The organism is Nocardioides eburneiflavus, assembly GCF_004785795.1.
Taxonomy (GTDB): Bacteria; Actinomycetota; Actinomycetes; order Propionibacteriales; family Nocardioidaceae; genus Nocardioides; species Nocardioides eburneiflavus.
The window spans coordinates 4,730,708-4,756,503 of record NZ_SRRO01000001.1; the positions used below are offsets into that span (position 1 = coordinate 4,730,708).

A 25,796-nucleotide genomic window follows, 5' to 3' on the forward strand; every position below is an offset into this window, starting at 1 on the left:
CGTCCGCATCGGCCCGCGGGCCGATGCGGGTCAGCCGATCGGCCGAGACTGCGTCGATGCCTCGAGGGCTGCGATGAGGGTGCGGGCGTCGTGGGGGCCGACGTGCCGGGTGGCGCCGACGAAGAAGGTCGGGGTGCCGCGCACGCCGCTCGCCTCCGCCGACGCCACGTCGTGCTCGACGTGACGCGACAGCTCGTCGTCGTCGAGGTCGCGCATGAACTGCTCCAGGTCGAGGTCGAGGTCGGCGGCGTAGCCGACCAGGTCCTCGAGCTCGAGCTGGTCCTGGTGGGTGAAGAGCATCGCGTGCATCTCCCGGAACCGGTCCTGCCGCGCTGCTGCCTCGGCCGCGAGGGCGGCCAGCTCCGCGTGCGGGTGCACCGGGAGCGGGAGGTGGCGGGTGACGTAGCGCAGCCGGTCGCCGAAGTGCGCCCGGAGCTCGTCGCCGACGCCGCTGACGCGGGCACAGAAGGGGCACTCGTAGTCGAGGTACTCCACGAGCGTCAGCTCGGCGTCGTCCGGGCCGACCACGTGGTCGCGTGCCGGGTCCACCGGAGGACTCAGCAGCGTCGGCAGTGCCGCGTCGCGCTGGCCGAGGAACCGCGCCGCGAAGCGGAAGGCGAGCCACCCGGCCAGGCTGGCCAGCACGGCAGCGAGGAGGACGCCGACCCGGGCCTGGTCCTGCAACCGGGTCGAGTCGAAGGCGAGACTGATGATGAGGAGGGACACGGTGAAGCCGATGCCCGACAGCGCGCCGCCGGCGAGGGTGTGACCCAGCCCGACGCCCTGCGGCAGGCGGCCCCAGCCGAGACGTACGCTCGCGAACGCGCCGAGGAAGATGCCGAGCGCCTTCCCGACGACCAGGCCGAGCACGATGCCCCACATCAGCCGCGAGGCGAGGGCGTCGCCGAGCACCCCGTCGCGGAGGTCGACCCCGGCGTTGGCCAGCGCGAAGACCGGCACGACGACGTGGCTGGTCGGGGTGTGCAGGGCCTCCTGGAGGCGCTCGTTGACGGAGATCGCGCGAGTGAGGGAGCGGCGGGCGGCGCGTTGCACGCCGGGCATCGGCGACTGCCGGAAGGCGCGGAAGCTGCGTGCGGCGTCCTCGACGTCGGCTCGCCGGGGGTCCAGTGCCGGCACCAGCAGACCGCTCAGCATGCCCGCGATGGAGGCGTGGACGCCCGACTCGACCGTCGCGATCCACAGGACGAGCACGACGACCACGTACGGAGCGGCCTGCCACACGCCGGCGCGGTCGAGCACCACCAGCACGAGCAGGCAGGCCGCCGCCAGGGCGAGCGCACCGAGCGAGAGGTCGTCGGAGTAGACGACGCCGATCACGCTGACGGCGACGATGTCGTCGATGACGGTCAGGGTCAGCAGGAAGATCCGCAGCTGCGTGGACACCGCAGGCCCGACGAGCGCCATCACGCCGAGGAGGAAGGCGGTGTCGGTGCCGATCACCGCACCCCAGCCCGCCGCCTCTGGGCCAGAGGGGTTGAGGGCGAGGAAGAGTCCGGCCGGCACGAGCATGCCGGTGACGCCGGCGACCAGCGGGACCACGACCCGGCTGCGGTCGGTGAGCTCGCCGATGGCGAACTCCTTGCGGACCTCGAGGCCGATGACGAAGAAGAACACCACCATCAGGCCGTCGTTGACCCAGTGGTGCAGGTCCATCGACAGGCCGCCGTCGCCGAGCCGTACCGACAGCTCTGTGTGCCACAGGTCGACGTAGGACTGCGACCACGGCGAGTTCGCCCAGACCAGCGCCACCAGCGCCGCGACGACGAGCATGCCCGCCGAGCCGGACTCGGTGCGGATGAAGTCGCGCAGCGAGCGCGAGGTCTGCGCCTCGAACGTCGCCGACCCTCGGCCGGTGGACTGGTCCGTGCTCACACGACCTGGTGCATCCAGCCGAAGGTGTCCTCGGCGCGGCCGAACTGCATGCCCACCAGCGCCTCGCGGATCCGCATCGTCAGCTCGGTGCTGGCCGGCGCCGGGGTCACGCCGCGCGGCGAGCGCAGCTCACCGACGGGCGTGACGACCGCGGCGGTGCCGCACGCGAAGACCTCGGTGATCTCGCCGGAGGCCACGCCGTCACGCCACTCGTCGATGCTGAACTTGCGCTCCTCCACCGAGTGGCCGAGCTTGCCGGCGAGCTCGATGATCGAGGCGCGGGTGATGCCCTCGAGGATCGTGCCGGTCTCGGGCGTGACGATGTGGCCGTCGGCGTGGACGAAGAAGAGGTTCATCCCGCCGAGCTCCTCGATGTAGCGGAACTCCTGGTCGTCGAGGAAGACCACCTGGTCGCAGCCCATCTCGATCGCCTCGCGCTGCGCGGCCAGCGACGCGGCGTAGTTGCCGCCGGTCTTGGCCGCACCCATGCCGCCGCGACCGGCGCGGGTGAAGGTCTCCGAGAGCCACAGGTTGACCGGCTTGACGCCGCCCTTGAAGTAGGCGCCGGCGGGAGAGGCGATCACCATGAAGGTCACGTGCTGCGCGGGACGCACGCCGAGGAAGACCTCGGAGGCGAACATGAACGGACGGAGGTAGAGCGCCTTCTCGCCCTCGCCCTGTCCTGTCGAGTTCTGGGGCACCCAGCGCTGGTCGGCCTGCACGAGCGCGTCCACGCACGCGACGAAGTCGTCGACGGGCAGCTCGGGGAACGCCAGGCGCTGCGAGGAGCGCACCATCCGCGCGGCGTTCTGCTCGGGCCGGAAGGTCCAGATCGAGCCGTCGTCGTGGCGGTAGGCCTTCATCCCCTCGAAGGTCTCCTGCGCGTAGTGCAGGACCGCGGTCGCGGGGTCGAGGGTCAGCGGGCCGTACGGCTCGATCCGGGCCGCGTGCCACCCCTCGTCGGGCGTCCACTCGACCGTGAGCATGTGGTCGGTGAAGTGCTGGCCGAACCCGGGGTTGGCGAGGATCTCGGCCAGCCGGGCGTCGTCGACGGGCGTGGGGTTGGCGGTCGTGCGGATCTGCATGGGGTCAACCTATCGAGTCAGAGCCGGGCGGCGATGGCGTCCCCGACCTCGCTCGTACGACGGGTCGCCCCGGGCGCGCGCTCCGTGAGGTCGGCCAGCACGGCTGCCTCGATCGCGGCGGCCGCGGCGGCGTGGCCGAGGTGGTCGAGGAGGAGGGCGCCGGACAGGATCGCGGCGGTCGGGTCGGCCTTCTGCTGGCCGGCGATGTCGGGGGCCGAGCCGTGGACGGGCTCGAACATGGACGGAGCCGTGCGGTCGGGGTTCACGTTGCCCGAGGCGGCCAGTCCGATGCCACCGGTGATGGCGGCGGCGAGGTCGGTGATGATGTCGCCGAAGAGGTTGTCGGTGACGACCACGTCGAAGCGGGCGGGGTCGGTGACCATGAAGATCATCGCGGCGTCGATGTGGATGTAGTCGGTCGTGACGTCCGGGTGCTCGGCGGCGACCTGCTCGAACAGGCGCCACCACAGCGACCCGGCGTTGACCAGGACGTTGGTCTTGTGGACCAGGGTCACCTTCTTTCGCGGCCGCTTCTCGGCGCGGGCGAAGGCGTCGCGGATGACCCGCTCCACGCCGTACGCGGTGTTGACCGACACCTCGGTCGCGATCTCGCCGGGGGTGCCGACCCGGAGGGCACCGCCGTTGCCCGTGTAGGGACCTTCGGTGCCTTCACGGACCACCACGAAGTCGATCTCGCCCTTCTGCAGGACCGGCTCGGCCAGGGGTGAGGCCGTGCCGGGGAAGAGGCGCGACGGACGCAGGTTGACGTAGTGGTCGAGCTCGAAGCGCAGCTTGAGCAGCAGGCCACGCTCGAGGATGCCGGGAGGCAGGTCGGGGTCGTTGGGCTTGCCACCTACGGCTCCGAGCAGGATCGCGTCGTGCTCGCGGATCTCCGCGAGCACCGAGTCGGGCAGCACCTCGCCGGTCGCGAGGTAGCGCTCGGCGCCGAGGTCGTAGCGCGTCGACTCGAACTTCACCGGGGACGCGACCTCGAGGACCTTGAGGGCCTCGGCGGTCACCTCCGGGCCGATGCCGTCGCCGGGGATGACGGCGAGGGTGGGCGTGCCGGTGGGAGCGGTCTGCTGGGTGTCTGGCATGCGGGCGACGTTAGTTGTCGTCCGGGCGCTCACCGCCGCCGTCTCGCAGGTCAAGCGCGGTCTGCAACGCCAGGGCGACGTTCTCCGCGCTGCGCGGGTTCTCCGGGTCGTGGGCCGCGGGGCCCCAGGCGTCGGGGTACAGGTCGTACATCGTTCTCACTCCTGGTCACATCGTGCGGTGTGTGCGGATGGTGAGTCCGAAGCTGCCGACACCGCGGCGGGTGACGGAGCTGGGGTGCGGGGATCGCCCGGGCCCGGCTGCCGGCCGACGAGCGTGCGGATCGCGCAGGGACTGCGTGGACCCGCCACGGAGGCGGCGGCTTCGAACTCGGCTGGGCTGCTGCCCAGCGAAGGGGCGAAAGGCCGGGTGGCGGAACCTCGTCAACGCCGAACACCGCGACGAGGTGGCCTCTCTGTCAGGCCCCGCCGCGGCGATCGATAAGTACGAAGACGCTCCGCATGGTGGGTCGACTGTACGACCGCGCCGGGTCGCCGCGCAGCCGCTTTTCACAAACGTGTCAGATCGTGAGATGTCGGCCCGCCCACTGGGATCGGCGCCGTGGGGTGACAGACTCGGCGGCCTCATGTCTGCTCCCCCGGATCTTCCCCACATCGTCCAGCGCGCGTTCGACGTGTGCCGCCAGGCCGGCTACGTCGCGTTCTGCCGCAACGAGACCGGCCGCCTGCTGGCGACCCTCGCCGCCACGCGCGGCGGCACGATGGCGGAGTTCGGCACCGGCTGCGGCGTCGGCACCGCGTGGCTGCGCAGCGGCGTGCGCAACGGGGCGCGGATCCTCACCGCCGAGCTCGACGAGTCACTGGCCGGCGCGGCCTCGAAGATCTTCGACGACGACCACAAGGTCGAGGTGCTGGCCGCCGACTGGAACGTGCTGCGCGAGCACGGGCCGTTCTCCCTGCTCTTCCTCGACTCGGGCAGTCCGTCGGAGGTCGGCGTCGACGCGGTCATCGACCTGGTCGAGCCGGGCGGCATCGTGGTGCTCGACGACTTCGCGCCGTGCGAGTCCTGGCCGCCGATCACCTACGGGCGGGTCGACACCCTGCGCGAGCAGTGGCTCACCGACGACCGCTTCACCGCGGTCGAGGTGATGGTGGCGGCGGACGCGTCCGCGGTCATCGCCACGCGTCGATGACACCAGGGCGACTAGTTGTCAATACCGAACTGACTAGATTTTGCCGAACGGCAGATTTCTTTACCTTGTCGTTCCTACGGTGTGGCTGCACCCAGTGCCGGGCGCCACGATCGGGCGCCCCGACCATTCGCACGTTCTCGGTTGGAGAGACACACACCATGATCAAGCCGTCCCGTCGCGCCCAGAAGCTTATGGCCGCGGCCACCACCCCCGTCGCCGTGGTCGCGGCGGGCGCCCTCGTCTACCAGGCGTCCTACGCCGCCTTCACGGGCCAGACCCGCAACTCCGGCAACGAGTGGGCGACCGGCTCCGTCCGGCTGACCGACGACGACAACGGGCAGGCCCGTTTCCGGGTGGCCAACATGCTCCCCGGCGACACCGAGACCAAGTGCATCAAGGTGACCGCCGACGCCAGCGTGCCCAGCACGGTGCGGGGCTTCACCATCAACCCGGTCACCTCCGTGCAGGGCCTGGAGAACCGGATCATGATCACGATCATCGCGGGCAACGGCGGCGGCTTCGCCGACTGCGCCGGCTTCGCGCCGCTCCAGGACGCAGCCAACGGTGTCATCGTCGCCGACGCGCCGCTGTCGATGGTCTCGCAGAAGAACACCTTCGAGACCGCGATGGGCGGCTGGGACGTGCCGTCCGGCGTCAGCAGCCGGACCTACAAGATCACCTGGGAGTTCGACACCACGGGCATGACCCAGGCGCAGATCGACCAGATGCAGGGCGCCAAGACCGGCGTGGACATCCAGTGGGAGATGCGTACCGCCGAGCCCACCCCCTGATCACTGCTCGGCGACACCCTCTCTTCTCGGAGCGACACGCGTGCGCATGCCACCACACGACGCAGCAGCCGGGTCCGGCTGGACCCGGCTGCTGCTCGTGCTCGTGTCACGCGCCTACCGGGCGATGCTGCTCACCCTGACCGTGGTCGCCGCGGCGCCGCTCGCGGCCGGGTGGGGCTCCTACGTCGTGGCCTCTGCGTCGATGCAACCCTCGATGGCTCCGGGGGACGTGGTCCTGGGGCGGCCGACCGCGACCGACCACCGGGTGCGCGTGGGCCGCGTCTACGTCTTCGACGATCCCGCGCGCGCCGGTCGCCTGCTGGTCCACCGCGTGGTGGAGCGGCGCGACGACGGCGACTACACCACCGCGGGCGACGCCAACGACGTCACGGACATCGCCCCTCTGGAGCCCGCCGCCATCCGGGCCCAGGCGATCCTCCTCGTCCCGCTGGTGGGGCTGCCCGTCCACTGGGGGCGCACCCGCGACTGGCTGCCGCTCCTGCTGTGGATCCTGGCCAGCAGCGCGGCGTTCGTGCTCGCCGGGCAGCGGCTCGACACCCAGCGGCCCCCACGCCCGGGCCGCTCGCGGACGGCGGTCGCGACGGCCGTGGCCGTGGGAGCCGTCGCTGCAGGAACCGCGGGGTCCGCCGGCGCGACCTTCACCGACCGGACCACCGCCTCGGGCAGCGAGTGGACGGCCGGAGCGTGGACGCAGCCGTACGTCGGCGCGGTGCTCGCCGACTCCCCCCGGTTCCTGTGGCTCCTCGACGAGAAGGCAGGAACGACCACCGCCCAGGACAGGTCCGGCAATGCGTTCCTCGGCGACTACCGGTCCGCCGCGGGGCTCGGCCAGCCGGGCGCCCTGCCGAACAACCCCGGCACCTCGATGAGCACCAGCGGCGGCCTCGCCCTCACGAGCGCGTACACCGCCGGATCCCCCGGCACCCACTCGATGGAGCTCTGGTTCAGGGTCGCCCCCCGGAGCGCCGGCCCCCTGATCGGCTTCGGGTCCAGCACCACGGCGGGCGCCCCTCCGCAGGAGGACCGCGTCGTGCGGCTCACGTCGTCCGGGCAGATCACCTACGGCGACTGGGACTCCAACCCGAGGAGCATCATCACCACCCCGGGCGCCTACGACGACGGCGCCTGGCACCACCTCGTGGTGGTCTCCGCCGCCGCGAACGGCGGGCGGCAGAGCACGGTCATCTACGTCGACGGGGTCGCGCGAGCCAGCGGCCTGACCTCGAAGGTGGGCGACTACTCCAGCCACGTCCGCATCGGCGGCGGGTCCGGGACCGTCACCTCCACCGGCTCCGTCGACAACGTCGCGGTCTACCACTCCGCACTCTCAGCGAGTCGTGTCGCGGCCCACTGGGCCGCCCGGTAGCGCGACGGTGAACCACGGGAGCATCAGCTGCGTCAGCGGGCCGATCGCCAGGGCGTACGCCACGGTGCCGAGGCCGAGCACGCCGCCGAGCAGCAGCCCGATCACCACCACGGTCACCTCGAGCCCGGTGCGGACGAGGCGCAGCGACAGCCCGGTGCGGCGGGACAGCCCGGTCATCAGCCCGTCACGGGGCCCGCGCCCGAGCTGGGCGCCGATGTAGAGCGCGCTGGCGAGACCGCAGAGCACCACGCCGCCGACCATGAGCGCGATCCTCGCGACGAGGCCGTCGGGGCGTTCGAGCACCGCGAGGGTGGCGTCGGCGGACAGCCCGACCACGATGGCGTTGCTGATCGTGCCGAGCCCTGGCATCTCACGCAGCGGGACCCAGAGCACCAGCACCACGAAGCTGAACAGCACGACGGCCTGGCCGAGGGTCATCGGGACGTGGCGGACGAAGCCGGAGTGCAGCACGTCCCACGGCGCGAGCCCGAGCGCGCCGCGGACCATCATCGCGAGCGAGACGCCGTAGAGGAACAGGCCGACGTAGAGCTGCGGCAGGCGGCGGGCGAGCCGTCCGGCGCGGAGCTGCGCGATCGGGCCGAGGTCGACGAGCCCGTCGCGGGGGGCGTGGACGGTGCCGGCGGGTGCTCCGCCGAGGTCAGGGGTGGTGCTGGTCATGTCGACCATCCTGACGGCGATTGGCCTTGTTGGACATAGCCAATCGTGCAACAGTGGCCTGCATGAGCCGCGTGATCAGTGCCCAGCGCATAGCCACTCTCGTGGGCGACTTCCCCCGCTCCCCGGCGTACGTCGGTCTCGCGGACAGCCTGCGGGTGCTGATCGGCGACGGCCGCGTCGCCATCGGCGTACGGCTGCCGAGCGAGCGCGACCTCACCTCCGCGCTCGACGTCTCGCGCACCACGGTGACCCGGGCCTACGAGGTGCTGCGCGAGTCGGGCTACGCCGAGGCGCGCCGCGGGGCCGGCACGTTCACCACGGTCCCGGGAGGACGACGCCGCGCCCACGACCGGTCCCTGCTGCCGGGCGCCGGCGGCGAGGACGCGATCGACCTCAACTGCGCGGCCCACTCCGCCCCGCCCGGCCTCGTGGAGGCCTACCAGCGCGCCACCGAGGAGCTGCCGGCCTACCTCAGCGGTCCGGGCTACTTCCCGCTCGGCGTCCCCGCCTTGCAGGCGCGCATCGCCGCGGCGTACGAGGCCCGTGGCCTGCCGACCGTGCCCGAGCAGGTCATGGTCACGGCGGGGGCCCTGGCTGCCGCCTCGATCGTCGCGCAGGCCTTCACCGCGCCCGGTGAGCGGGTCGTGGTGGAGTCGCCGACCTACCCCAACGCGACCCAGGCCGTCCGCCACGCGGGCGCGCGTCTCGTCCCGGCGGCCGTCGACCCCGACGGCTGGGACCTCGACGCCCTGGCCGCGACGCTGCGGCAGACGTCGCCGCGGCTGGCCTACCTGATCCCCGACTTCCAGAACCCGACCGGACACCTGATGTCCGACGCGCAGCGCGAGGAGCTCGCCGCCGCCCTCGCCCGCACGCGCACGGTCGTCGTGGCCGACGAGGCCCACCAGGCGCTGGCGCTGCGCCCCGGACTCGCGGCAGCGATGCCGCGCCCGCTCGCGTCGTACGCACCCGACGCGATCACGATCGGCAGCGCGAGCAAGTCGTTCTGGGGTGGCCTGCGCCTCGGGTGGGTGCGGGCGCCGCTGGCCGAGATGGACCGCCTCGTCCACGCCCGGATCGGGCTCGACCTCGGGGCGCCCGTCCTCGAGCAGCTCGTGCTGGCCGACCTCCTGGACCACGCCGACGAGGTGCTGCCGCTGCACCGCGAGCGACTGCTGGCCGGGCGGGACGCGCTCGTGGCGGCCGTGCGCGAGCACCTGCCGTCGTGGCGGTTCCGGGTGCCGGAGGGCGGCCTGGCGCTGTGGTGCGAGCTGCCCGAGGCCCTCGGCACCGCGACGTCGGCGGAGGCCGAGCGGCGCGGGGTGGTCGTGGCGCCGGGCCCGGTGTTCGCGGTCGAGGGCGGGCTCGACCGCCACGTGCGCATCCCGTGGACCGCCTCGCCGGAGGACCTCACCGAGGCCGTACGCCGGCTCGCCGCCGCATGGCAGCACGTCGGCTCGGACGCGACCCGGCCGGCCACGCAGTCCGCGGGATCGCGTCGTGCCGCTGGTCGGGTGATGGTCGCGTAGGGGCAGTGCCCCCGGTCCGACGACGTGTCAGGCCAGGTCGACCGCTCTCACCGTGGTGGCCTTCATGGCCGTCGCGATCTCGGCGAGCGTGTCGGCCGGGATCGCCGAGTCGACGCTCAGCGCGACCAGCGCCTCGCCGCCGCGGTCCTGGCGCGAGACCTGCATGCCGGCGATGTTGACCGCGGCGTCGCCGAGGATGCCGCCGACGACGCCGACCATGCCGGGGCGGTCCTCGTAGGTCACGAACGCGAGGTGCGTGGTGGGCTCGATGTCGACGTCGAAGCCGTTGACCTCGACGAGCCGCTCCTTCTGCGAGATGCCGACGAGCGTGCCGCTGACCGAGACCTGGGTGCCGTCGGCGAGGGTGCCGCGCAGCGTGATGAGGTTGCGGTGGTCCGGGCTCTCGGCCTCGGTCACGAGGCGCACCTCGGTGCCGCGCTCGGCCGCGAGGAGCGGCGCGTTGACGTAGGAGACCTGGTCCTCGACGATGTCGGCGAACACACCCTTCAGCGCGGCCAGCTCGAGCACCTTGACGTCGAACTCGGTGATCTCGCCGCGCACCTCGACGTCGAGCTGCTGGGCTACCTCGCCGGCCAGGGCGGTGAACACGCGGCCGAGCTTCTCGGTGAGCGGGATGCCGGGACGGACGTCCTCGGCGATGACGCCACCCTGGACGTTGACGGCATCGGGGACGAGCTCGCCGCTCAGCGCCAGGCGCACGGACCTGGCGACGGACACGCCGGCCTTCTCCTGCGCCTCGTCGGTCGAGGCCCCGAGGTGCGGGGTCGCGACGACGTTCTCGAGCTCGAAGAGCGGGCTGTCGGTGCAGGGCTCGCTGGCGAAGACGTCGAGGCCGGCGGCGGTGATCTGACCGGTCTTGAGGGCGTCGAAGAGGGCGGCCTCGTCGACGATCCCGCCGCGTGCGGCGTTGACGAGCACGAGGCTCGGCTTGGCGGCGGCGAGCTGGTCGGCGCCGATCAGGCCGACGGTCTCGGGCGTCTTGGGCAGGTGGACGCTCATGAAGTCGGACTCGGCGAGCAGCGTGTCGAGGTCGACGAGGCGGACGCCCATCTGCGCGGCGCGGCCGGCCTGGACGTACGGGTCGTAGGCGATCACCTTCATGCCGAAGGCGCTCAGGCGCTGGGCGACGAGGACGCCGATGCGGCCGAGGCCGACGATGCCGACGGTCTTCTCGTACAGCTCGATGCCGGTGTACTTCGAGCGCTTCCACTCGCCACCGCGCAGCGCGGCGTGCGCGGGGCTGATGTGGCGCGCGGCGGCGAGCATCAGCGCGACGGCGAGCTCGGCGGCGCTGACGATGTTGCTGGTCGGGGCGTTCACGACCATCACGCCGGCCTGGGTGGCGGCCTTGACGTCGACGTTGTCGAGCCCGACACCGGCTCGCGCGACGACCTTGAGGCGCTGGGCCGCGGCCAGCGCCTCGGCGTCGACCTTGGTGGCGGACCGGACCAGGATGGCGTCCACGTCAGCGATCGCGGGCAGCAGCTCGGCGCGGTCGGCACCGTTGCAGCTGCGGATCTCGAAGTCCGGCCCGAGCGCCTCGATCGTGGCGGGGCTCAGCTCTTCGGCGATGAGTACGACAGGCCGTGCGTGGGTGGAGGATTCGGGTGCGTTCACAGCGGGGTCCTCGTGATGATCAAGGGTGGTCCGGGACTGCACGACGCTGTGCCCGACCCACACTACCGGGGAGTCGGGCGTGCGGCCCATCGCCCCACATGCCGGACGCCGAGCCTCTGTCGGCGCCCGCCCCTACGCTGGGCCGATGGGTGCGATGGACGACGCCGAACGCCTGGAGCCCGGGACCGTCGAGGAGTGGAGCGCATGGCTGCGCGAGCACCACACGCAGCCCTCCGGGGTGTGGCTGGTGTCGCCGCGCAGGGCGGCGCAGAGGACGTTCTCCTACGAGGAGGCGGTGCTCGAGGCGCTGCGCTACGGCTGGGTCGACTCGACCGTGCGGCCACTCGACGAGCTCCGCTCGATGCAGTGGTTCGCGCCACGCCGTCGCGGCAGCATGTGGACCCGCATCAACAAGGGTCGCGTGGCGCGGCTGGAGGCGGCCGGACTCATGGAGCCCGCCGGCGCCGCAGCGGTCGCCGCCGCCCAGGTCACCGGCATGTGGACGCTCATGGACGACGTGGAGGACTGCGTCGTCCCCGACGACCTGGCTGCGGCCTTCGACCGGCACCCGGGCGCACGCGCGCACTTCGAGTCGTGGTCTGCCTCGGCGCAGAGGCTGATCCTCACCTGGATCGTGCTGGCCAAGCGGCCCGAGACCCGCGCCTCCCGCGTCGAGACGACCGCGGAGATGGCCTCACGCGGCGAGAAGGCTCGCTGAGCGGCCTCAGATCGCGCAGCCGTCGGGGCCGCACGCCTCACCGCCGTCGGCGGTCGCGAGCACCTCGATCCTCGGGTGCGACTCCGACCATGCCTTCTCGAGCACCTGGCTGAACACCTCGGCGGGCTGTGCGCCGGAGATGCCGTACTTCTCGTCCACGACGAAGAACGGGACGCCGCTCGCGCCGTACGCCTGCGCCTGCGCGATGTCGGCCTGGACGTCCTCGGTGAACTCGGTGCCGGCGAGCACCTCGTCGACGCGCTGCGGCTCGAGCCCGGCCGCCACGGCGACCTCGCGCAGCACGTCGTGGTCGGCCACGTCGCGGGCCTCGGTGAAGTACGCCTGCAGGAGCGCCTCCTTCACCTGCCCCTGGAGCTCGTTGCCGCCCTGCTCGTGGCCGAGGTGGATGAGCCGGTGGGCGTCGACGGTGTTGAGGTGGAGGGTCTCGGAGAGCCGGTAGACCAGGCCGTCCTCGGCCGCGACGGCCTCGACGCGGTCCTGCATCTGCTGGGCACCCGCGGGTGACTGGCCGTACTTGCGGGCCAGCATCGAGGAGGTCCTCTCCGTCGGCGTGGTCGGGGCGCCGGGGTCCAGCTGGTACGACCGCCAGTGCACCTCCACCTCGTCAGCGTGCTCGAACCCCGCGAGGGCCTTCTCGATGCGGCGCTTGCCGATGTAGCACCACGGGCAGACGACGTCGGACCAGATCTCGATCTTCACGTCCGGCCCAACACGCGGCCGGACCCGCGTGTTCCCGCGTCAGGCCTCCTGCCGGCGCACCGTGCCCCGGCGGGCGACGTACGTCACCACGAACCCCAGGACCAGGGCGAGCAGCACGCCGAGGTTGGCGTAGGGCCAGTTGCCGTCCCAGTAGGGCCCGGCCGGGTCGTCGACGTAGGTCCCGAGGCCGAGGGGCCCGAGGAAGTAGCCCTGCCAGTTGTTCCACGCGGCGTCGACGGCGAAGTTGTTGACCACCAGGCCCCAGCCGACGACCGAGGCACCGACCATCGTGGCGACCGAGGTCCAGTCGACGGCGCGGTAGCGACCACGGCTGTCGAAGAGCGCCTCGTCGTCGTAGTCGCGGCGGCGCAGCGCGATGTCGGCGATCATGATCCCCGCCCAGGCGGCCAGCGGCACGCCGAGCGTGATCAGGAAGCTCTGGAACGGGCCGAGGAAGTCCTCGGCGAAGAAGACCACCCACACGGTGCCGCAGGTGAGGATCACCCCGTCGATGAAGGCGGCGACGGGCCGCGGGACCCGTACGCCGAGGGAGAGCAGCGTCAGTCCCGAGGAGTAGATGCCCAGCACGGCCCCGCTGACGAGGGCGAGGATCGCCGCCAGCAGGAACGGCACGAGGAACCACGTCGGCAGCAGCGTGCCGAGGGTGCCGATGGGGTCGGCGGCGATGCTCGCGCTGAGGTCGCCGGACGAGGCGGCGAGCAGCAGGCCGAACACCACCAGCAGGACCGGCGCGACCGCTCCGCCGAAGGTGTTCCACCCGACGATCGCGGAGCCCTTCGCATCGCGGTGCTGGTAGCGCGACCAGTCGGCCGCGATGTTGATCCAGCCGAGCCCGAAGCCGGTCATCACCATCACGAGCGCCCCGACCATCTGCTGGGTGCTGCCGGCGGGGACGGCCTGCACGGCCGACCAGTCGATCTCGTCGAGCGTCAGGGCGACGTAGACGATCGTGGCGATGCCGGTCAGCCACGTCAGCACCGACTGCATCCGCATGATGACGTGGTAGCCGGCGACGCTCGCCGACACGATGAGCGCGGCGACGACGACGGTGGCGAACACCTGGGTGGTCGTGCCCGCGGACCAGCCGAGCTGGTCGAAGATCGTGGCCGTGGCGAGCACGGCGAGGATCGCGAGGAAGGTCTCCCAGCCGATCGAGACCAGCCACGAGACGACCCCGGGCAGCTTCTGCCCCTGCACGCCGAACGCCGCCCGGCTCAGGATCATGGTGGGCGCCGAGCCGCGCTTGCCCGCGATCGCGATGACCCCGCACAGCGCGAAGGAGATGACGACGCCGACCACCGTGACGACCAGGGCCTGCACGAACGAGATGCCGAATCCCAGCACGAACGATCCGTAGCTGATGCCGAAGACCGAGACGTTGGCCGCGAACCACGGCCAGAACAGGTCGCGCGGGCGCGCGGTCCGCTCGGACTCCTCGATGATCTCGATGCCAGTGGTCTCGACGCCGAGGCGACGGGTCTGGTCGAGGCCCGTGCCATTGGTCGTTGTGGTGCCCATGGAGGAATCGTAGGCCCGGGAACGAGCACGGCGCGCCGGGCAGGAGGTCTCCTGCCCGGCGCGCCGTACGACGGGTGCGCGCGGTGTCGCGTCAGCGGGCGGCGGTGCCCTCGACGTAGTCGGTGTCGTGGGACTTCACCCAGGCCATGAGCTTGCGCAGCTCGCGACCGGTCTGCTCGATCGGGTGCGACTCACCCTTCTTGCGGAACTCGGTGAACTCCGGCGAGCCGTTGTCCATGTCGGTGATGAAGCGCTCGGCGAACGCACCGCTGGTGATGTCGGCGAGCACGTCCTGCATGTTCTTCTTCACGTCGGGCGTGATCACGCGCGGGCCGGAGACGTAGTCGCCGAACTCGGCGGTGTCCGACACCGACCAGCGCTGCTTGGCGATGCCGCCCTCGTACATCAGGTCGACGATCAGCTTCAGCTCGTGGAGGCACTCGAAGTAGGCGACCTCGGGCTGGTAGCCGGCCTCGATGAGGGTCTCGAAGCCGTACATCACCAGCTGCGAGGCGCCACCGCACAGGACGGCCTGCTCGCCGAACAGGTCGGTCTCGGTCTCCTCGGTGAAGGTGGTCTTGATGCCGCCGGCACGCAGCCCGCCGATGGCCTTGGCGTACGACAGGGCGAGCGGCCAGGCGTCGCCGGAGGCGTCCTTCTCGACAGCGACGAGCACCGGGACGCCACGGCCGTCGACGTACTCGCGGCGCACGAGGTGGCCGGGGCCCTTGGGGGCGACCATGAAGACGTCGACGCCCTCGGGCGGGGTGATGTAGCCGAAGCGGATGTTGAAGCCGTGGCCGAAGACCAGGGTGTCGCCCGGGGTCAGCGCGGGCTCGATCTCCTCGGCGTAGAGCTTGCGCTGGTGCTGGTCGGGGGCGAGGATCACGATCAGGTCGGACTCCTCCGCCGCCTCGCGGGGCGTGAGGACGCGCAGGCCCTCGGCCTCGGCCTTGTCGCGGCTCTTGGAGCCGGGCTGCAGGCCGATGCGGACGTCGACGCCGGAGTCGCGCAGGGACAGCGCGTGGGCGTGACCCTGGCTGCCGTAGCCGATCACCGCGACGTTCTTGCCCTGGATCAGGCTCAGGTCGGCGTCGTCGTCGTAGAACATCTCAGCCACTGGGGGCTCTCCTTCGGTTGTTTCTCTGGGGTCAGTTGGCGATTGCTGAAAGGGGGGCGGGTACGGCGACCGAGCGCTGCGGGCGCTCGCTGATGGAGCGCGAGCCCCGGCCGATCGCGACCATGCCGGACTGCACGAGCTCGCGGATGCCGAACGGCTCGAGCACCCGCAGCAGGTCGGCGAGCTTGTCGGAGTTGCCGACGGCCTGGACGGTGACGGCGTCGGGGGCCACGTCGACCACCTTGGCGCGGAAGAGCTGCACCGCGTCGAGCACGGCACCGCGGGTGGCGGCGTCCGCACGGACCTTCACCAGCAGCAGCTCGCGGTTGACCGAGCCGGGACCGTCGAGCTCGACGATCTTGATCACCTCGACCAGCTTGTTGAGCTGCTTGGTGACCTGCTCGAGCGGGGACTCGTCCACGTTGACCACGATCGTCATCCGGGAGATCTCCGGGTGCTCGGTCGGCCCGACCGCGAGGCTGTCGATGTTGAACCCGCGCCGGGAGAACAGGCTGGCGATCCGGGCCAGGACGCCCGGCTTGTTCTCGACCAGCACGGACAGGGTGTGCTTGTTGCTGCTCATCAGATGTCGTCCTCGTCGAACTGGGGCGCCAGGTCCCGGGCGTACTTGATCTCGTCGTTGCTGGTGCCGGCGGCCACCATCGGCCAGACCATCGCGTCGCGGTGGACGCGGAAGTCCACCACGACCGGCTGGTCGTCGATCGCCATCGCCTTCTCGATCGTGGCGTCCACGTCGCTCGGCGACTCGCACGCCAGGCCGACACAGCCGTAGGCGTCGGCGAGCTTGACGAAGTCGGGGATGCGCTTGGAGTGCAGGTCGGTGTTGGAGTAGCGCTCGTTGTAGAACAGCGTCTGCCACTGCCGCACCATGCCGAGCGACTCGTTGTTGATGATCGCGACCTTGATCGGGATGTCGTTGATCGCGCAGGTGGCCAGCTCCTGGTTGGTCATCTGGAAGCAGCCGTCACCGTCGACCGCCCACACGGTGCTGTCGGGCTTGCCGACCTTGGCACCCATCGCGGCGGGGACGGCGAAGCCCATCGTCCCGAGGCCACCGGAGTTGATCCACGTGTTGGGCCTCTCGTAGCCCACGAACTGGGCGGCCCACATCTGGTGCTGGCCGACGCCAGCGACGTAGATCGAGTCGGGGCCGGCGATGTCGCTGAGCCGCTCGAGGACGTACTGCGGGGCGAGCGAGCCGTCGGTCGGCGCGTCGTAGCCGAGCGCGTACTGCTTCTTGACGCCCGCCAGGAAGGCGATCCACGCCTCGTAGTCGCCGTCCGCGCCCTCGGCCTGCAGGCGCGCGACGAGCTGCGCGATGACCTCCTTGCAGTCGCCGACGATCGGCACGTCTGCGTGCCGGTTCTTGCCGATCTCGGCCGGGTCGATGTCGGCGTGGATCACGAGCGCGCCGGGCGCGAACGAGTCGAGGTTGCCGGTCACCCGGTCGTCGAAGCGCGCACCGAGGCTGATGATGAGGTCGCTCTTCTGCAGCCCGGCGACCGCAGCGACGGTGCCGTGCATGCCCGGCATGCCGAGGTGCTGGGCATTGCTGTCGGGGAACGCGCCGCGGGCCATCAAGGTGGTGACGACCGGGATGCCCGTCAGCGCGGCCAGCTGGGCGAGCTCACGGTGGGCGCGGGCGCGGATCACGCCGCCGCCGACGTAGAGGACCGGCCGCCTCGCCTCCCGGATCAGGCGCACGGCCTCCTTGATCTGCTTGGCGTGCGGCGTCGTGACGGGGCGGTAGCCGGGCAGGTGGAGCTCGCTCGGCCAGGCGTACGTGGTCTGCGCCTGAAGGGCCGACTTGGCGACGTCGACGAGGACCGGACCGGGGCGCCCGGTCGAGGCGATGTGGAAGGCCTCCGCGATCGTGCGCGGGATGTCGGCCGGGTCGGTGACGAGGAAGTTGTGCTTGGTGACCGGCATGGTGATGCCGCGGATGTCGGCCTCCTGGAAGGCGTCGGTGCCGATCATCGACGCGCCGACCTGCCCGGTCACCGCCACCATGGGCACCGAGTCCATGTGGGCGTCGGCCAGCGGCGTGACCAGGTTGGTCGCCCCCGGACCCGACGTCGCCATGCACACGCCCACGCGTCCCGTCGCCGCGGCGTACCCCTGCGCGGCGTGTCCGGCACCCTGCTCGTGGCGCACCAGGATGTGCCGGATCCTGGTGGAGTCCATGAGGGGGTCGTACGCCGGGAGGATCGCGCCGCCCGGGATGCCGAAGATGTCCGTCACGCCGGCCGCCTCGAGGGACGTCACCAGGCTCTGCGCGCCCGTGACCGATCCGCTGCCCTGTCCGCCCTGCTCCGTCATGTCCTTCTCTCCTGCGTCTGGCTGTCCAGCAACTGAGCCCATAAAAAAGCCCCTCGGCCCGGTGGGCGACGAGGGGTGACGCGCGTGCGTTCGGCCGGGGGCCTCAGCTCACGCGTCGCGTGCGTACAAGAATCTCGGTGCGCATGCGACAACCGTCGTCGCCGGGGCGGTCCGGCGTCAAGCGAGTGTGACACTCGTCCCAGGATGTGGAACAGCGGTCTCGGAATGTGGCTGCTCTGGGTCAGCCGCGGTCGAGCGGCGTGCAGATGCAGGAGCGGTTGCCGTCGGCGTCCTCGACCACCCAGTAGGACGGCGCGGCGGCGTCGCTGACCAGGCGTCCGCCGGCGTCGAGCACCGCCCGCAACCGCCGCTCCCCCTCGTCGTGCGGCACCCACACGTCGAGGTGCCAGCGCTGCTCGGGGACCTGCTCTGGGAGCACCGGGCCGGCGTCGTCCGCGCTCGCAGCGGGCTCCTGGAACCACATCGTGGAGACCTGGCCGCTGGGGTCGACGGGCTCGCCGCCCTGCACCTCGCCACCGATCAGCGCGGCGTAGAACGGCGCCAGCCGCGAGCCGTCCGCGGTGTCGAGCCCCGGCTCGACCTGGGTCAGGCCGGAGACGTCGGCCGACGCGCCCAGCTCGGCGGCGAAGCCGCTGATCCGGCGGGCCAGGTCGACGTCGCGACTGGTGATGCCGCCGACGTCGTGGCTGGACAGCGTGACGATGACCTCGGGGTAGGTCAGCGAGATGTCGGGGTGGTGGTCAGCCTCCTCGGCCGCTGCGCCGATCCTGTCGACGAGCGCGAGACCGGTGGCGAAGTCGCCGGTGCGGAAGCGGGCGCGGAGCCGGTTGAGCACCTTGCGCCAGTCGTCGAGGCCGGCCTCGAGGAGGTCGTCGTGGCTGAGCCTGGCCTTCGGGTCCGGTTCGCTCATGGGACCGACCCTGCCACGACCCACCGACAGCGACCACCCCCTGACGGGCTCAGCCGAGCGTCTGGGTGATCTCGCGGGTGTCGCCGTCGACGACGACCCGCGCCAGCGCACCGTTGACGAGCGGCAGGTGCGGCGGCACGTGGCCGATCTCGAGGTCCCACACGATCGGCACGTCCAGGCGCCCGAGCGCGTCGACGACCGCTTCGCGCTGGGTGAGGTCCGGGTGGTCCGGTGCGTTCGTCCGCCCCACGAGCACGGCCGCGGCCCGGTCGAACCAGCCGGCGAGGCGCATGCCGTGCAGGCAGCGGCAGATGTCGACCGCGTGGTCCTCGCACGCCTCGACGTAGACGACCGTCGGCTCGTCCAGCCCGTCGGCCCACGCCCGCACGTCGCCGTACGGGGTGCCGGCGAGGTGGGCGACCGTCTCGATGCAGCCGCCGACGAGTCGGCCGGTCACGTCCAGACTGTCGCCGCCCAGCACCTCCCAGCGCCCCTCCCCCGCGCGCCTCCACTCGGTCGCGCGCGGGTCCTCCTCGAAGCGGACCCAGTCCGTGACCAGTCCGGAGTCCCGCTGCACGAACGGACCCTCGCCACCGACGAGGTCGAGCCAGTGCAGCAGCCCGTCGGGGACGGCGTACGGCGTGTCCGCGAGGTTGTCGCCGTGGACGGTGGCCCAGCCGAGCCGGGTGGTGATCGGCACCATCACGGTCGTGAGGTCGGAGAAGCCCACGAGCCAGGTCGGCTCGCTCGCCGCGAGGAGGTCCCAGTCGAGCAGGTCCACCAGGTCGATCGCGGTCTCGCCGCCCCACGGCGGCACCACGCAGGCGATGTCGGGGTCGGCGAGCATGCGGGTCAGCTCGGCCGCCCGCTGCCCGGCCGGCGCGGAGGTGAGGCCGGTGCCGTCCATGCACTCCCCCACCTCGACCTCGTAGCCCCGCTCGCGCAGCCACGCGACGCAGAACTCGATCCGCGTCGCGGCATCACCCGAGGCCCCGGCGGACGGCGAGGTGACACCGATGCGGTCACCCGGACGGAGGGGGCGCGGGAAACGGAGTGGTGGAGCCATGACCCGATTCTGACAGTCTGTGTCCATGGGTTTCGGTGACGTGGTACAGCAGGCGATCCACGCGGGCACCGGCGTGCCGCGGCTCTACGCAGCGGCCACGCGGGCGGGCCTCGGCGCCTCCGGCGCGGTCGAGGTGCTCCGGATCTCGCAGGCGGCCCTGTCCGCCGCCGCGGGCCACGGCCGCGGCGTCCCCGGGCGCTCCAACGCCATGCGGCACTTCATGTGGCAGGCCGCGCTCACCGCGCGCTTCGGTGTCGACGCGGCACGCTCGATCGCAGCGGCCCAGGAGGCGGGCAGCACCCGTCGTCGCGACTCGCGCGTCGACGAGCACAACAACGCGGCCGGCCAGGCGTACGGCGCCGAGCACGCGGACGACCTGGCGACGCTCTCGCCGTCCGAGGCGATGACGAGCCTGGTGCCCGTGGCGCTGGCGATGTGGGAGGCGGGCGAGCTGGTCTGGGTCAAGCCCAGGTCGTGAGGCCGGCGCGGTCGTGCTCGCCCCCGGGCCAGACCGCCCGCACGACGCCGGCCGCCGCCAGCGCCTTGCGGCACCCCGGGCACGGCGGGTCGGTGATGTACGCGGTGGCGCCCTTGGTGTCGCGGGTCGCGAAGAGCAGCGCGTTCACCTCGGCGTGGATCGCGATGCAGAACCCCGGCGTGCCCGGCCGGTCGTAGTCGCCGAGGCCGGGGACGTCGTCGTAGCCGAGCTGGCCGCGCGGGCACGCTCCGGCCAGGCAGTCGTCCTCCCCCGGAGCGGCGCCGTTGTAGCCGGTGGCGATGATCCGGTGGTCGATGGTGAGGACCGCGCCGACGCGGCGGCGGGTGCACTTGGCCCGCGCGGCGACGGCGGCGGCGATGCCGAGGAAGTAGTCGTCCCAGCCTGGGACCGCGGGGGTCTCGCTCACGGGAGGACGGACTGCCCGATCTCACCGGGGTTGCAGGCGACTTCCCAGCGGAACCCGTCCGGGTCGGCGAAGTAGCCGGAGTAGCCGCCCCAGTCGCGCTCGCTCGCCTCGCCGACGTCCGAGGCACCCGCCGCGCGGGCCTGCTCGAGGACGGTGTCGACGCCCTGCGTGGTCGCGAGGTTGTGCGACAGCGTGACGGGCGGCGTGCCGCCGCGCGCAGGTGCGTGGCCGACCTCCGCCGTGAACCCCGTCTCGACCCAGAGGCTCAGCACGACCTTCTCCGCGACCCGGAACATCAGCACCTCCCCCGGCACGTCGAGCTCCGCCTCCCAGCCGAGCCCCTCGACGTAGAACTTCCGGCTCGCCTCGAGGTCGCTCACGACGAGGGTGATGAAGCTGACGCGCTGGTCCATCTCAGGCCTCCTGCTGGTCGGCGTGCTGGTCGGGTGCGGGCGGGCGGGCAGCGAGGCGTACGCGCTGGCGGCCCGCGGAGTCGAAGTTGCTGTCGTCGAGCCAGGCGTCGAGGGCCGCGCGGACCCGCGGCCACTCGCGGTCGGTGATCGAGAACCAGTCGGTGTCGCGGTTGCGCCCCTTGTAGACGAGCGCCTGGCGGAACCGTCCCTCCCAGATGAAGCCGAGCCGGATCGCCGCCCGGCGCGACGCAGCGTTGAGGCTGTCGCACTTCCACTCGTAGCGGCGATGGCCGAGGTCGTCGAAGACGTGGCGCGCCAGCAGCGCCATCGCCTCGGTCGCGGCACGGCTGCGCTGGAGCTGGCGGCCGAACGCGATCTGACCGACCTCGATCGAACCCATCGCCGGGTCGATGCGCATCAGCGAGCAGAAGCCGACCGCGCGGCCGGTCTCCCGCGCCACGATCGCGTACATCACCCGTTCGGGGTCGGCCGCGCCGTCCTCGACGATCGCCGCCATCTCCTCGCGGGTGCGTGGCCGCTCCCACGACAGGTAGGTCCAGATCGGCTCGTCGTCCTCGCGGCACAGCGCGGACAACAGGTCCTCGACATGCTGGGGTCCGATCGGCTCGAGGCCTACGCCGGCCCCCTCGAGGACCACGTCCTTCGCGGGCGCGGTCGCCCCGGTCCACTCGACGGGTCGTCCGAGCGGCTGGCCGTGGTCGTTGGTCGTCCGGGTCCGGGTCGCCGAGAGCCGCACCCCCACCGGTCCGGTCATCGCAGCGCCTCCGCGACGGCCGCGATGCCGCGCTCGACCTCGTCGAAGGAGGTGGACAACGGCGAGAGCCCGATCCGCAGGCCGCCGGGGTCGCGGTAGTCGGGGATCACGTCGCGCTCCCAGAGCCGAGCGGTGACCTCGCGCATGCGGTCGTGGCGGAGGGTCACGTGGCCGCCGCGGATCGCCGGGTCGCGGGGTGAGGCGAGGGTGACCTCCGGCAGCGTCGCGTCGGCGAGCTCGACGGCGTACGACGTCAGCGCGACCGACTTGGCACGGATCGCGTCGATGCCCGCCTCCTCGACGAGCTCCAGCATGCTCTGCATCGCGACCATGCCGAGGATCGGCGGTGTGCCGGAGGTGAACCTCCGCATGCCCGGCGCGGGCGTGTAGCCGGGCCCCATCAGGAAGGGGTCGGCGTGGCCCATCCAGCCCTGGATCGGCTGGGTGAGCTCATCCTGCAGACGGGCGTTGACGTAGCCGAACGCCGGCGAGCCGGGGCCGCCGTTGAGGTACTTGTAGGTGCAGCCGACGGCCAGGTCGACGTCCGACTCGTCCAACGCGACCGGCACGGCGCCGGCGGAGTGGCAGAGGTCCCAGAGCACGAGCGCGCCCGCGGCGTGCGCGACACGGGTGAGCTCCGGGAGGTCGGCCAGCCACGCCGACCGGTACGCGACGTGGTTGAGCACCACCAGCGCCGTACGCTCGCCGACGGCCTCGGCGAGCTGCGCGGCGGTCACGCCCGCGGACGTGTCGACCTCGATCCACCGCAGGGTGAGGCCGCGCTCGGCGGCGACTCCCTCGGCGACGTAACGGTCGGTCGGGAAGTTGTCGGTGTCGATCACGATCTCGGTGCGGCGCGGATCGGTGCGTACGGCATGGTCGACCGCGGCGCGCATCAGCTTGTAGAGCCAGACCGTGGTCGAGTCGCCGACGGCGCTCTGGCCGGCTGCGGCGCCGAGGGCGATCCGGCCGAGGTCGTCGCCGAGACGCGTCGGGAGCTCCATCCAGCTCTCGTCCCAGCCCCGGATCAGCCGGCCGCCCCAGTCCTGCCGGACGAACTCGCCCAGACGGTCGGCGGCGGCGGCGACGGGACGGCCCAGCGAGTTGCCGTCGAAGTAGACGAGGTCGGTGTCGGCGCCGACGAACCGGTCCCGGAACCGGGCGAGCGGGTCGGCGGCGTCGAGCTGTGCTGCAGTGGTCACCACGGCAACCTATCCGTCGCTCCGTCCCCGCCCGACCCGGACCGGCGTGCTCAGTAGCAGACGGCGCCGTGGGCCGCCGACTGCACGACCTTGCGGTACTTGCCGAGCACCCCGCGCGTGTACTTGGGCGGCAGCGGCTCCCAGCCCTCGGCGCGCGAGGCCAGCTCGGCCTCGTCGACGTGGAGGTCGAGGGTCATGTTGGCCACGTCGAGCGTGATCTGGTCGCCGTCGCGGACGAACGCGATCGGTCCCGCGTCGCTCGCCTCGGGAGCGATGTGGCCCACGCAGAGCCCGGTCGTGCCTCCGGAGAAGCGCCCGTCGGTGATGAGCAGGACGTCCTTGCCGAGGCCGGCACCCTTGATCGCGCCGGTGATGGCCAGCATCTCCCGCATGCCCGGGCCGCCCTTCGGGCCCTCGTAGCGGATCACCACGACGTCGCCTGCCTGGATCGCGCCGTCCCCCAGGGCGTCGAGGGCCTTGCGCTCGCCGTCGAAGACGCGGGCGGTGCCGGTGAAGGTCGAGTCGTCGAACCCCGCGCTCTTGACGACCGCGCCGTCGGGGGCCAGTGAGCCCTTGAGGATCGTGAGCCCGCCCGTGGCGTGGATCGGCCGGTCGAGCTGGCGCAGGATCTCGCCGTCGAGTGGCTTGGGGTCGAGGGCGGCCAGGTTCTCGGCCATCGTCCTGCCCGTGCAGGTCAGCACGTCGCCATGCAGGTGCCCGGCGTCGAGGAGCGCCCGCAGCAGCACCGGGATGCCGCCCACCCGGTCGAAGTCGGTCCACACGAACCGGCCGAACGGCTTCATGTCCGCCAGGTGGGGGACCTTCCGGCCGATGCGGGTGAAGTCGTCGAGGGTGAGGTCGACCTCGGCCTCCCGGGCGATTGCGAGCAGGTGCAGGACGGCGTTGGTCGACCCACCGAGGGCCATCGCCATCGTGATGGCGTTCTCGAAGGCGGGCCGGGTCATGATCTGGCGCGCCGTGATGCCTTGGCGCAGCATCTCGACGACCGCCTCGCCCGACTTGTGGGCGAAGCCGTCGCGGCGACGGTCCACCGCAGGCGGGGAGGACGATCCGGGCAGCGACATGCCGAGCGCCTCGGCCACGCTGGCCATCGTGTTGGCGGTGTACGCCCCACCGCAGGCGCCTTCGCCGGGACAGATCGCCCGCTCGATCTCGTCGACCTTCTCGCGCGTGATCTTGCCAGCCAGGCAGGCTCCGACGGCCTCGAAGGCGTCGATGATCGTGACGTCCTTGCCGTCGACCTGGCCGGGCATGATCGTGCCCGCGTAGAGGAAGACGCTCGCGAGGTCGAGGCGGGCCGCGGCCATGAGCATGCCGGGCAGCGACTTGTCACAGCCGGCGAGCAGCACCGACCCGTCGAGCCGCTCCGCCATCATCACGGTCTCCACCGAGTCGGCGATCACCTCCCGGCTGACCAGCGAGAAGTGCATGCCCTCGTGGCCCATGGAGATGCCGTCCGAGACGGAGATCGTGCCGAACTCCAGCGGGAACCCGCCGGCCGCGTGCACGCCGTTCTTCACGGCCTTCGCGAGCCGATCGAGGGAGAGGTTGCACGGGGTGATCTCGTTCCAGCTGGACGCGACGCCGATCTGCGGCTTCTCCCAGTCGTCGTCGCCCATGCCGACGGCTCGGAGCATGCCCCGCGCGGCCGCCTTCTCGAGACCGTCGGTGACGTCGCGGCTGCGGGGCTTGATGTCGGGTCCGTCGGCTGCGTGGGTCATGGCGTCAGGCTAGTGGCCGCTGCACCGGGCGGACCCCTGCGTCTCACCCGCTCGCCGCGCGTCGAGCCGGTCGGTGGGTCGGCCGGCCAGGCGGTCAGCCGGCGCGGCGGCGCTTGATCTCCTGGCGTCGTCGTTCGAGCTGTTCCTCGCGCCACTCGACCTCGGCGGCGAACTGGTGCACCGCCGGATGGTCGTCCGGAACCCCCCACCGCTCCCGCTCACGGCGCTTGTCGTGCGGCTGGAGGCAGAACCCGATCGCCGGGTCCCTCGCCGCTCGCGAACGATCCAGCCACTGCCACGCCTCGATCGAGGTCATCGCCCGCAACCGCCGCGGCAGCCACCAGCCCCGCGCCCGCAGGTCCACATGCGCAGGGAACCGGCTCCCCGCATGCGTACGCGCCCCATCCGCACGCATCGGCACCACCTGCTGCCCGGTCTCCGCATCCGTGAAGCCCACCCGCAGCCCGGCCAGCTGCAACATCTGCTGCACCACCGCCACCCGCGGACTCGTCCGACCCGTCTCCCACCGCGCCACCACCGACTGCGAGACCCCCAACAAGCCCGCCAGCCCCCGCTGCGACACGTCCAGGATCCGCCTGATCCGACGCACCAGCCCCGGCACCTGACCCGCGAACGGGCCCATGAACCACCACTCCCGCTCGGCCTCGGACCAGTTCACCATCGCATCCCACGCCGGCTCCACCACCGGACCCAGCACCGGCTCCAGCACCGGCTCCAGCACCGGACCCGCCTCCGGCTCGTGGACCGGTTCCCCGGCCGGCTCCCGGGCCGGCTCGGCCCCACTCGTCTCGCGCACCCTCGATCACCCTCTCCTGCCCCCGGGGGCCCCGCCACCCGGGGCCGCCTCAGAGCCATCCCACGCCCCACGACCGACACCCCGCACCCCGTCATCCACAACCACCCCCACCCAGCCCGCCAGCACCCACCCTGTGGACACTTCCCGGCCACCCCGGGGCACACGCCAGCGCCCCGACCCGGCCCCTTGCCCGTGAGTCGCCCAGAGACTCACCGGCAAGGGCGCCGACACGAGATGGGCTCAGCGACCCTGAGTCGCC

Annotated in this window: 25 protein-coding genes; 6 read left to right on the forward strand and 19 right to left on the reverse strand. The window is 72.0% G+C overall.

All coding sequences use genetic code 11. From position 1 onward, the window contains the following. Positions 1-30: 30 nt before the first annotated feature. The 4 genes from nhaA to EXE59_RS24000 are packed head-to-tail and all read right to left on the reverse strand — an operon-like array spanning position 31 to position 4,226. Positions 31-1,893 carry a Na+/H+ antiporter NhaA gene (gene nhaA, locus EXE59_RS22235; protein WP_246056992.1) on the reverse strand — a complete coding sequence of 621 codons (1,863 nt, stop codon included), beginning with the start codon at positions 1,891-1,893 and terminating at the stop codon, positions 31-33. Then, on the reverse strand, positions 1,890-2,978 hold the full coding sequence (locus EXE59_RS22240; protein WP_135840840.1) for a branched-chain amino acid aminotransferase: 1,089 nt from the start codon (positions 2,976-2,978) through the stop codon (positions 1,890-1,892). Before EXE59_RS22240 ends, nhaA begins: the two co-directional genes overlap by 4 nt. Positions 2,979-2,995: 17 nt before the next feature. Beyond that, entirely contained in the window at positions 2,996-4,075 is a 1,080-nt protein-coding gene (locus tag EXE59_RS22245; protein ID WP_135840841.1) for a 3-isopropylmalate dehydrogenase, read from the reverse strand. 10 nt (positions 4,076-4,085) lie between these two features. Then, positions 4,086-4,226, reverse strand: a complete 141-nt coding sequence (locus EXE59_RS24000) for a hypothetical protein (RefSeq protein WP_168218642.1) — start codon at positions 4,224-4,226, stop codon at positions 4,086-4,088. 433 nt (positions 4,227-4,659) lie between these two features. Between EXE59_RS24000 and EXE59_RS22250 the strand changes: the two genes are divergently transcribed. The 3 genes from EXE59_RS22250 to EXE59_RS22260 all read left to right on the forward strand — a co-directional run bounded on the left by EXE59_RS22250 (position 4,660) and on the right by EXE59_RS22260 (position 7,404). After that, entirely contained in the window at positions 4,660-5,226 is a 567-nt protein-coding gene (locus EXE59_RS22250) for an O-methyltransferase (protein WP_135840842.1), read from the forward strand. 158 nt (positions 5,227-5,384) lie between these two features. Beyond that, positions 5,385-6,017, forward strand: coding sequence for a hypothetical protein (locus tag EXE59_RS22255; RefSeq protein ID WP_135840843.1), 633 nt, complete (start codon positions 5,385-5,387; stop codon positions 6,015-6,017). Positions 6,018-6,063: 46 nt separating this feature from the next. Continuing rightward, a complete protein-coding gene (locus EXE59_RS22260; RefSeq protein WP_135840844.1) occupies positions 6,064-7,404 on the forward strand; it encodes a signal peptidase I in 1,341 nt (446 codons plus the stop codon). On the opposite strand, the gene yczE is transcribed toward EXE59_RS22260, so the two are convergent. Beyond that, positions 7,366-8,082, reverse strand: coding sequence for a membrane protein YczE (yczE, locus tag EXE59_RS22265; RefSeq protein ID WP_135840845.1), 717 nt, complete (start codon positions 8,080-8,082; stop codon positions 7,366-7,368). The genes EXE59_RS22260 and yczE overlap by 39 nt on opposite strands. 62 nt (positions 8,083-8,144) lie before the next feature. Between yczE and yczR the strand changes: the two genes are divergently transcribed. Beyond that, a complete protein-coding gene (gene yczR / locus EXE59_RS22270; RefSeq protein ID WP_135840846.1) occupies positions 8,145-9,611 on the forward strand; it encodes a MocR-like transcription factor YczR in 1,467 nt (488 codons plus the stop codon). Between the two features lie 27 nt (positions 9,612-9,638). Here the strand turns inward: yczR and serA are convergent, their stop codons facing one another. Further along, positions 9,639-11,249: a phosphoglycerate dehydrogenase gene (gene serA / locus EXE59_RS22275; protein ID WP_246056993.1), complete on the reverse strand. Its 1,611-nt coding sequence runs from the start codon at positions 11,247-11,249 to the stop codon at positions 9,639-9,641. A gap of 145 nt (positions 11,250-11,394) precedes the next feature. Here serA and EXE59_RS22280 point away from each other — a divergent pair, with 145 nt between their 5' ends. Beyond that, entirely contained in the window at positions 11,395-11,967 is a 573-nt protein-coding gene (locus tag EXE59_RS22280) for a YdeI/OmpD-associated family protein (RefSeq protein WP_135840848.1), read from the forward strand. Between the two features lie 6 nt (positions 11,968-11,973). Here EXE59_RS22280 and EXE59_RS22285 read toward each other — a convergent pair whose 3' ends face one another. From EXE59_RS22285 to EXE59_RS22315, 7 genes are all read right to left on the reverse strand, one after another. Continuing rightward, entirely contained in the window at positions 11,974-12,687 is a 714-nt protein-coding gene (locus EXE59_RS22285) for a DsbA family oxidoreductase (RefSeq protein ID WP_135840849.1), read from the reverse strand. A 39-nt stretch (positions 12,688-12,726) separates the two neighbouring features. After that, entirely contained in the window at positions 12,727-14,226 is a 1,500-nt protein-coding gene (locus tag EXE59_RS22290; RefSeq protein ID WP_135840850.1) for a purine-cytosine permease family protein, read from the reverse strand. 91 nt (positions 14,227-14,317) lie between these two features. Then, on the reverse strand, positions 14,318-15,346 hold the full coding sequence (gene ilvC / locus EXE59_RS22295; RefSeq protein ID WP_281280334.1) for a ketol-acid reductoisomerase: 1,029 nt from the start codon (positions 15,344-15,346) through the stop codon (positions 14,318-14,320). A gap of 31 nt (positions 15,347-15,377) precedes the next feature. Beyond that, a complete protein-coding gene (ilvN, locus tag EXE59_RS22300) occupies positions 15,378-15,929 on the reverse strand; it encodes an acetolactate synthase small subunit (protein ID WP_135840851.1) in 552 nt (183 codons plus the stop codon). Next, a complete protein-coding gene (locus EXE59_RS22305) occupies positions 15,929-17,686 on the reverse strand; it encodes an acetolactate synthase large subunit (protein ID WP_135840852.1) in 1,758 nt (585 codons plus the stop codon). Before EXE59_RS22305 ends, ilvN begins: the two co-directional genes overlap by 1 nt. A gap of 241 nt (positions 17,687-17,927) precedes the next feature. Further along, positions 17,928-18,617, reverse strand: coding sequence for a 4a-hydroxytetrahydrobiopterin dehydratase (locus EXE59_RS22310; RefSeq protein ID WP_135840853.1), 690 nt, complete (start codon positions 18,615-18,617; stop codon positions 17,928-17,930). A gap of 49 nt (positions 18,618-18,666) precedes the next feature. Continuing rightward, positions 18,667-19,683, reverse strand: coding sequence for a S66 family peptidase (locus tag EXE59_RS22315; protein ID WP_135840854.1), 1,017 nt, complete (start codon positions 19,681-19,683; stop codon positions 18,667-18,669). 25 nt (positions 19,684-19,708) lie between these two features. Here EXE59_RS22315 and EXE59_RS22320 point away from each other — a divergent pair, with 25 nt between their 5' ends. Continuing rightward, positions 19,709-20,161, forward strand: a complete 453-nt coding sequence (locus tag EXE59_RS22320) for a DUF6973 domain-containing protein (RefSeq protein WP_135840855.1) — start codon at positions 19,709-19,711, stop codon at positions 20,159-20,161. On the opposite strand, the gene EXE59_RS22325 is transcribed toward EXE59_RS22320, so the two are convergent. The 6 genes from EXE59_RS22325 to EXE59_RS22350 form a co-directional block, all read right to left on the reverse strand. Beyond that, entirely contained in the window at positions 20,145-20,588 is a 444-nt protein-coding gene (locus EXE59_RS22325) for a deoxycytidylate deaminase (RefSeq protein WP_135840856.1), read from the reverse strand. The genes EXE59_RS22320 and EXE59_RS22325 overlap by 17 nt on opposite strands. Continuing rightward, the gene (locus tag EXE59_RS22330) at positions 20,585-21,001 is read right to left on the reverse strand and encodes a VOC family protein (protein WP_135840857.1); all 417 of its coding nucleotides are present in this window, start codon (positions 20,999-21,001) and stop codon (positions 20,585-20,587) included. Before EXE59_RS22330 ends, EXE59_RS22325 begins: the two co-directional genes overlap by 4 nt. Before the next feature lies 1 nt (position 21,002). After that, positions 21,003-21,776, reverse strand: coding sequence for a GNAT family N-acetyltransferase (locus tag EXE59_RS22335; RefSeq protein ID WP_135840858.1), 774 nt, complete (start codon positions 21,774-21,776; stop codon positions 21,003-21,005). Then, complete coding sequence (kynU, locus tag EXE59_RS22340) at positions 21,773-22,978, reverse strand: kynureninase (protein WP_246056994.1); 1,206 nt, start codon at positions 22,976-22,978, stop codon at positions 21,773-21,775. Before kynU ends, EXE59_RS22335 begins: the two co-directional genes overlap by 4 nt. A 50-nt stretch (positions 22,979-23,028) precedes the next feature. Continuing rightward, positions 23,029-24,720, reverse strand: a complete 1,692-nt coding sequence (ilvD, locus tag EXE59_RS22345) for a dihydroxy-acid dehydratase (RefSeq protein ID WP_135840860.1) — start codon at positions 24,718-24,720, stop codon at positions 23,029-23,031. 94 nt (positions 24,721-24,814) lie between these two features. Beyond that, positions 24,815-25,537, reverse strand: coding sequence for a helix-turn-helix domain-containing protein (locus tag EXE59_RS22350; protein WP_168218643.1), 723 nt, complete (start codon positions 25,535-25,537; stop codon positions 24,815-24,817). Positions 25,538-25,796 lie beyond the last annotated feature (259 nt).

Bases quoted from the DNA above. Each gene is read 5' to 3' on its own strand.
- EXE59_RS22240 (WP_135840840.1), bottom strand. From the start codon at position 2,978: ATGCAGATCCGCACGACCGCCAACCCCACGCCCGTCGACGACGCCCGG.
- EXE59_RS22245 (WP_135840841.1), bottom strand. From the start codon at position 4,075: ATGCCAGACACCCAGCAGACCGCTCCCACCGGCACGCCCACCCTCGCC.
- EXE59_RS24000 (WP_168218642.1), bottom strand. From the start codon at position 4,226: ATGTACGACCTGTACCCCGACGCCTGGGGCCCCGCGGCCCACGACCCG.
- EXE59_RS22250 (WP_135840842.1), top strand. From the start codon at position 4,660: ATGTCTGCTCCCCCGGATCTTCCCCACATCGTCCAGCGCGCGTTCGAC.
- EXE59_RS22255 (WP_135840843.1), top strand. From the start codon at position 5,385: ATGATCAAGCCGTCCCGTCGCGCCCAGAAGCTTATGGCCGCGGCCACC.
- EXE59_RS22260 (WP_135840844.1), top strand. From the start codon at position 6,064: ATGCCACCACACGACGCAGCAGCCGGGTCCGGCTGGACCCGGCTGCTG.
- yczE (WP_135840845.1), bottom strand. From the start codon at position 8,082: ATGACCAGCACCACCCCTGACCTCGGCGGAGCACCCGCCGGCACCGTC.
- yczR (WP_135840846.1), top strand. From the start codon at position 8,145: ATGAGCCGCGTGATCAGTGCCCAGCGCATAGCCACTCTCGTGGGCGAC.
- EXE59_RS22280 (WP_135840848.1), top strand. From the start codon at position 11,395: ATGGGTGCGATGGACGACGCCGAACGCCTGGAGCCCGGGACCGTCGAG.
- EXE59_RS22290 (WP_135840850.1), bottom strand. From the start codon at position 14,226: ATGGGCACCACAACGACCAATGGCACGGGCCTCGACCAGACCCGTCGC.
- ilvN (WP_135840851.1), bottom strand. From the start codon at position 15,929: ATGAGCAGCAACAAGCACACCCTGTCCGTGCTGGTCGAGAACAAGCCG.
- EXE59_RS22305 (WP_135840852.1), bottom strand. From the start codon at position 17,686: ATGACGGAGCAGGGCGGACAGGGCAGCGGATCGGTCACGGGCGCGCAG.
- EXE59_RS22310 (WP_135840853.1), bottom strand. From the start codon at position 18,617: ATGAGCGAACCGGACCCGAAGGCCAGGCTCAGCCACGACGACCTCCTC.
- EXE59_RS22315 (WP_135840854.1), bottom strand. From the start codon at position 19,683: ATGGCTCCACCACTCCGTTTCCCGCGCCCCCTCCGTCCGGGTGACCGC.
- EXE59_RS22320 (WP_135840855.1), top strand. From the start codon at position 19,709: ATGGGTTTCGGTGACGTGGTACAGCAGGCGATCCACGCGGGCACCGGC.
- EXE59_RS22330 (WP_135840857.1), bottom strand. From the start codon at position 21,001: ATGGACCAGCGCGTCAGCTTCATCACCCTCGTCGTGAGCGACCTCGAG.
- EXE59_RS22335 (WP_135840858.1), bottom strand. From the start codon at position 21,776: ATGACCGGACCGGTGGGGGTGCGGCTCTCGGCGACCCGGACCCGGACG.
- ilvD (WP_135840860.1), bottom strand. From the start codon at position 24,720: ATGACCCACGCAGCCGACGGACCCGACATCAAGCCCCGCAGCCGCGAC.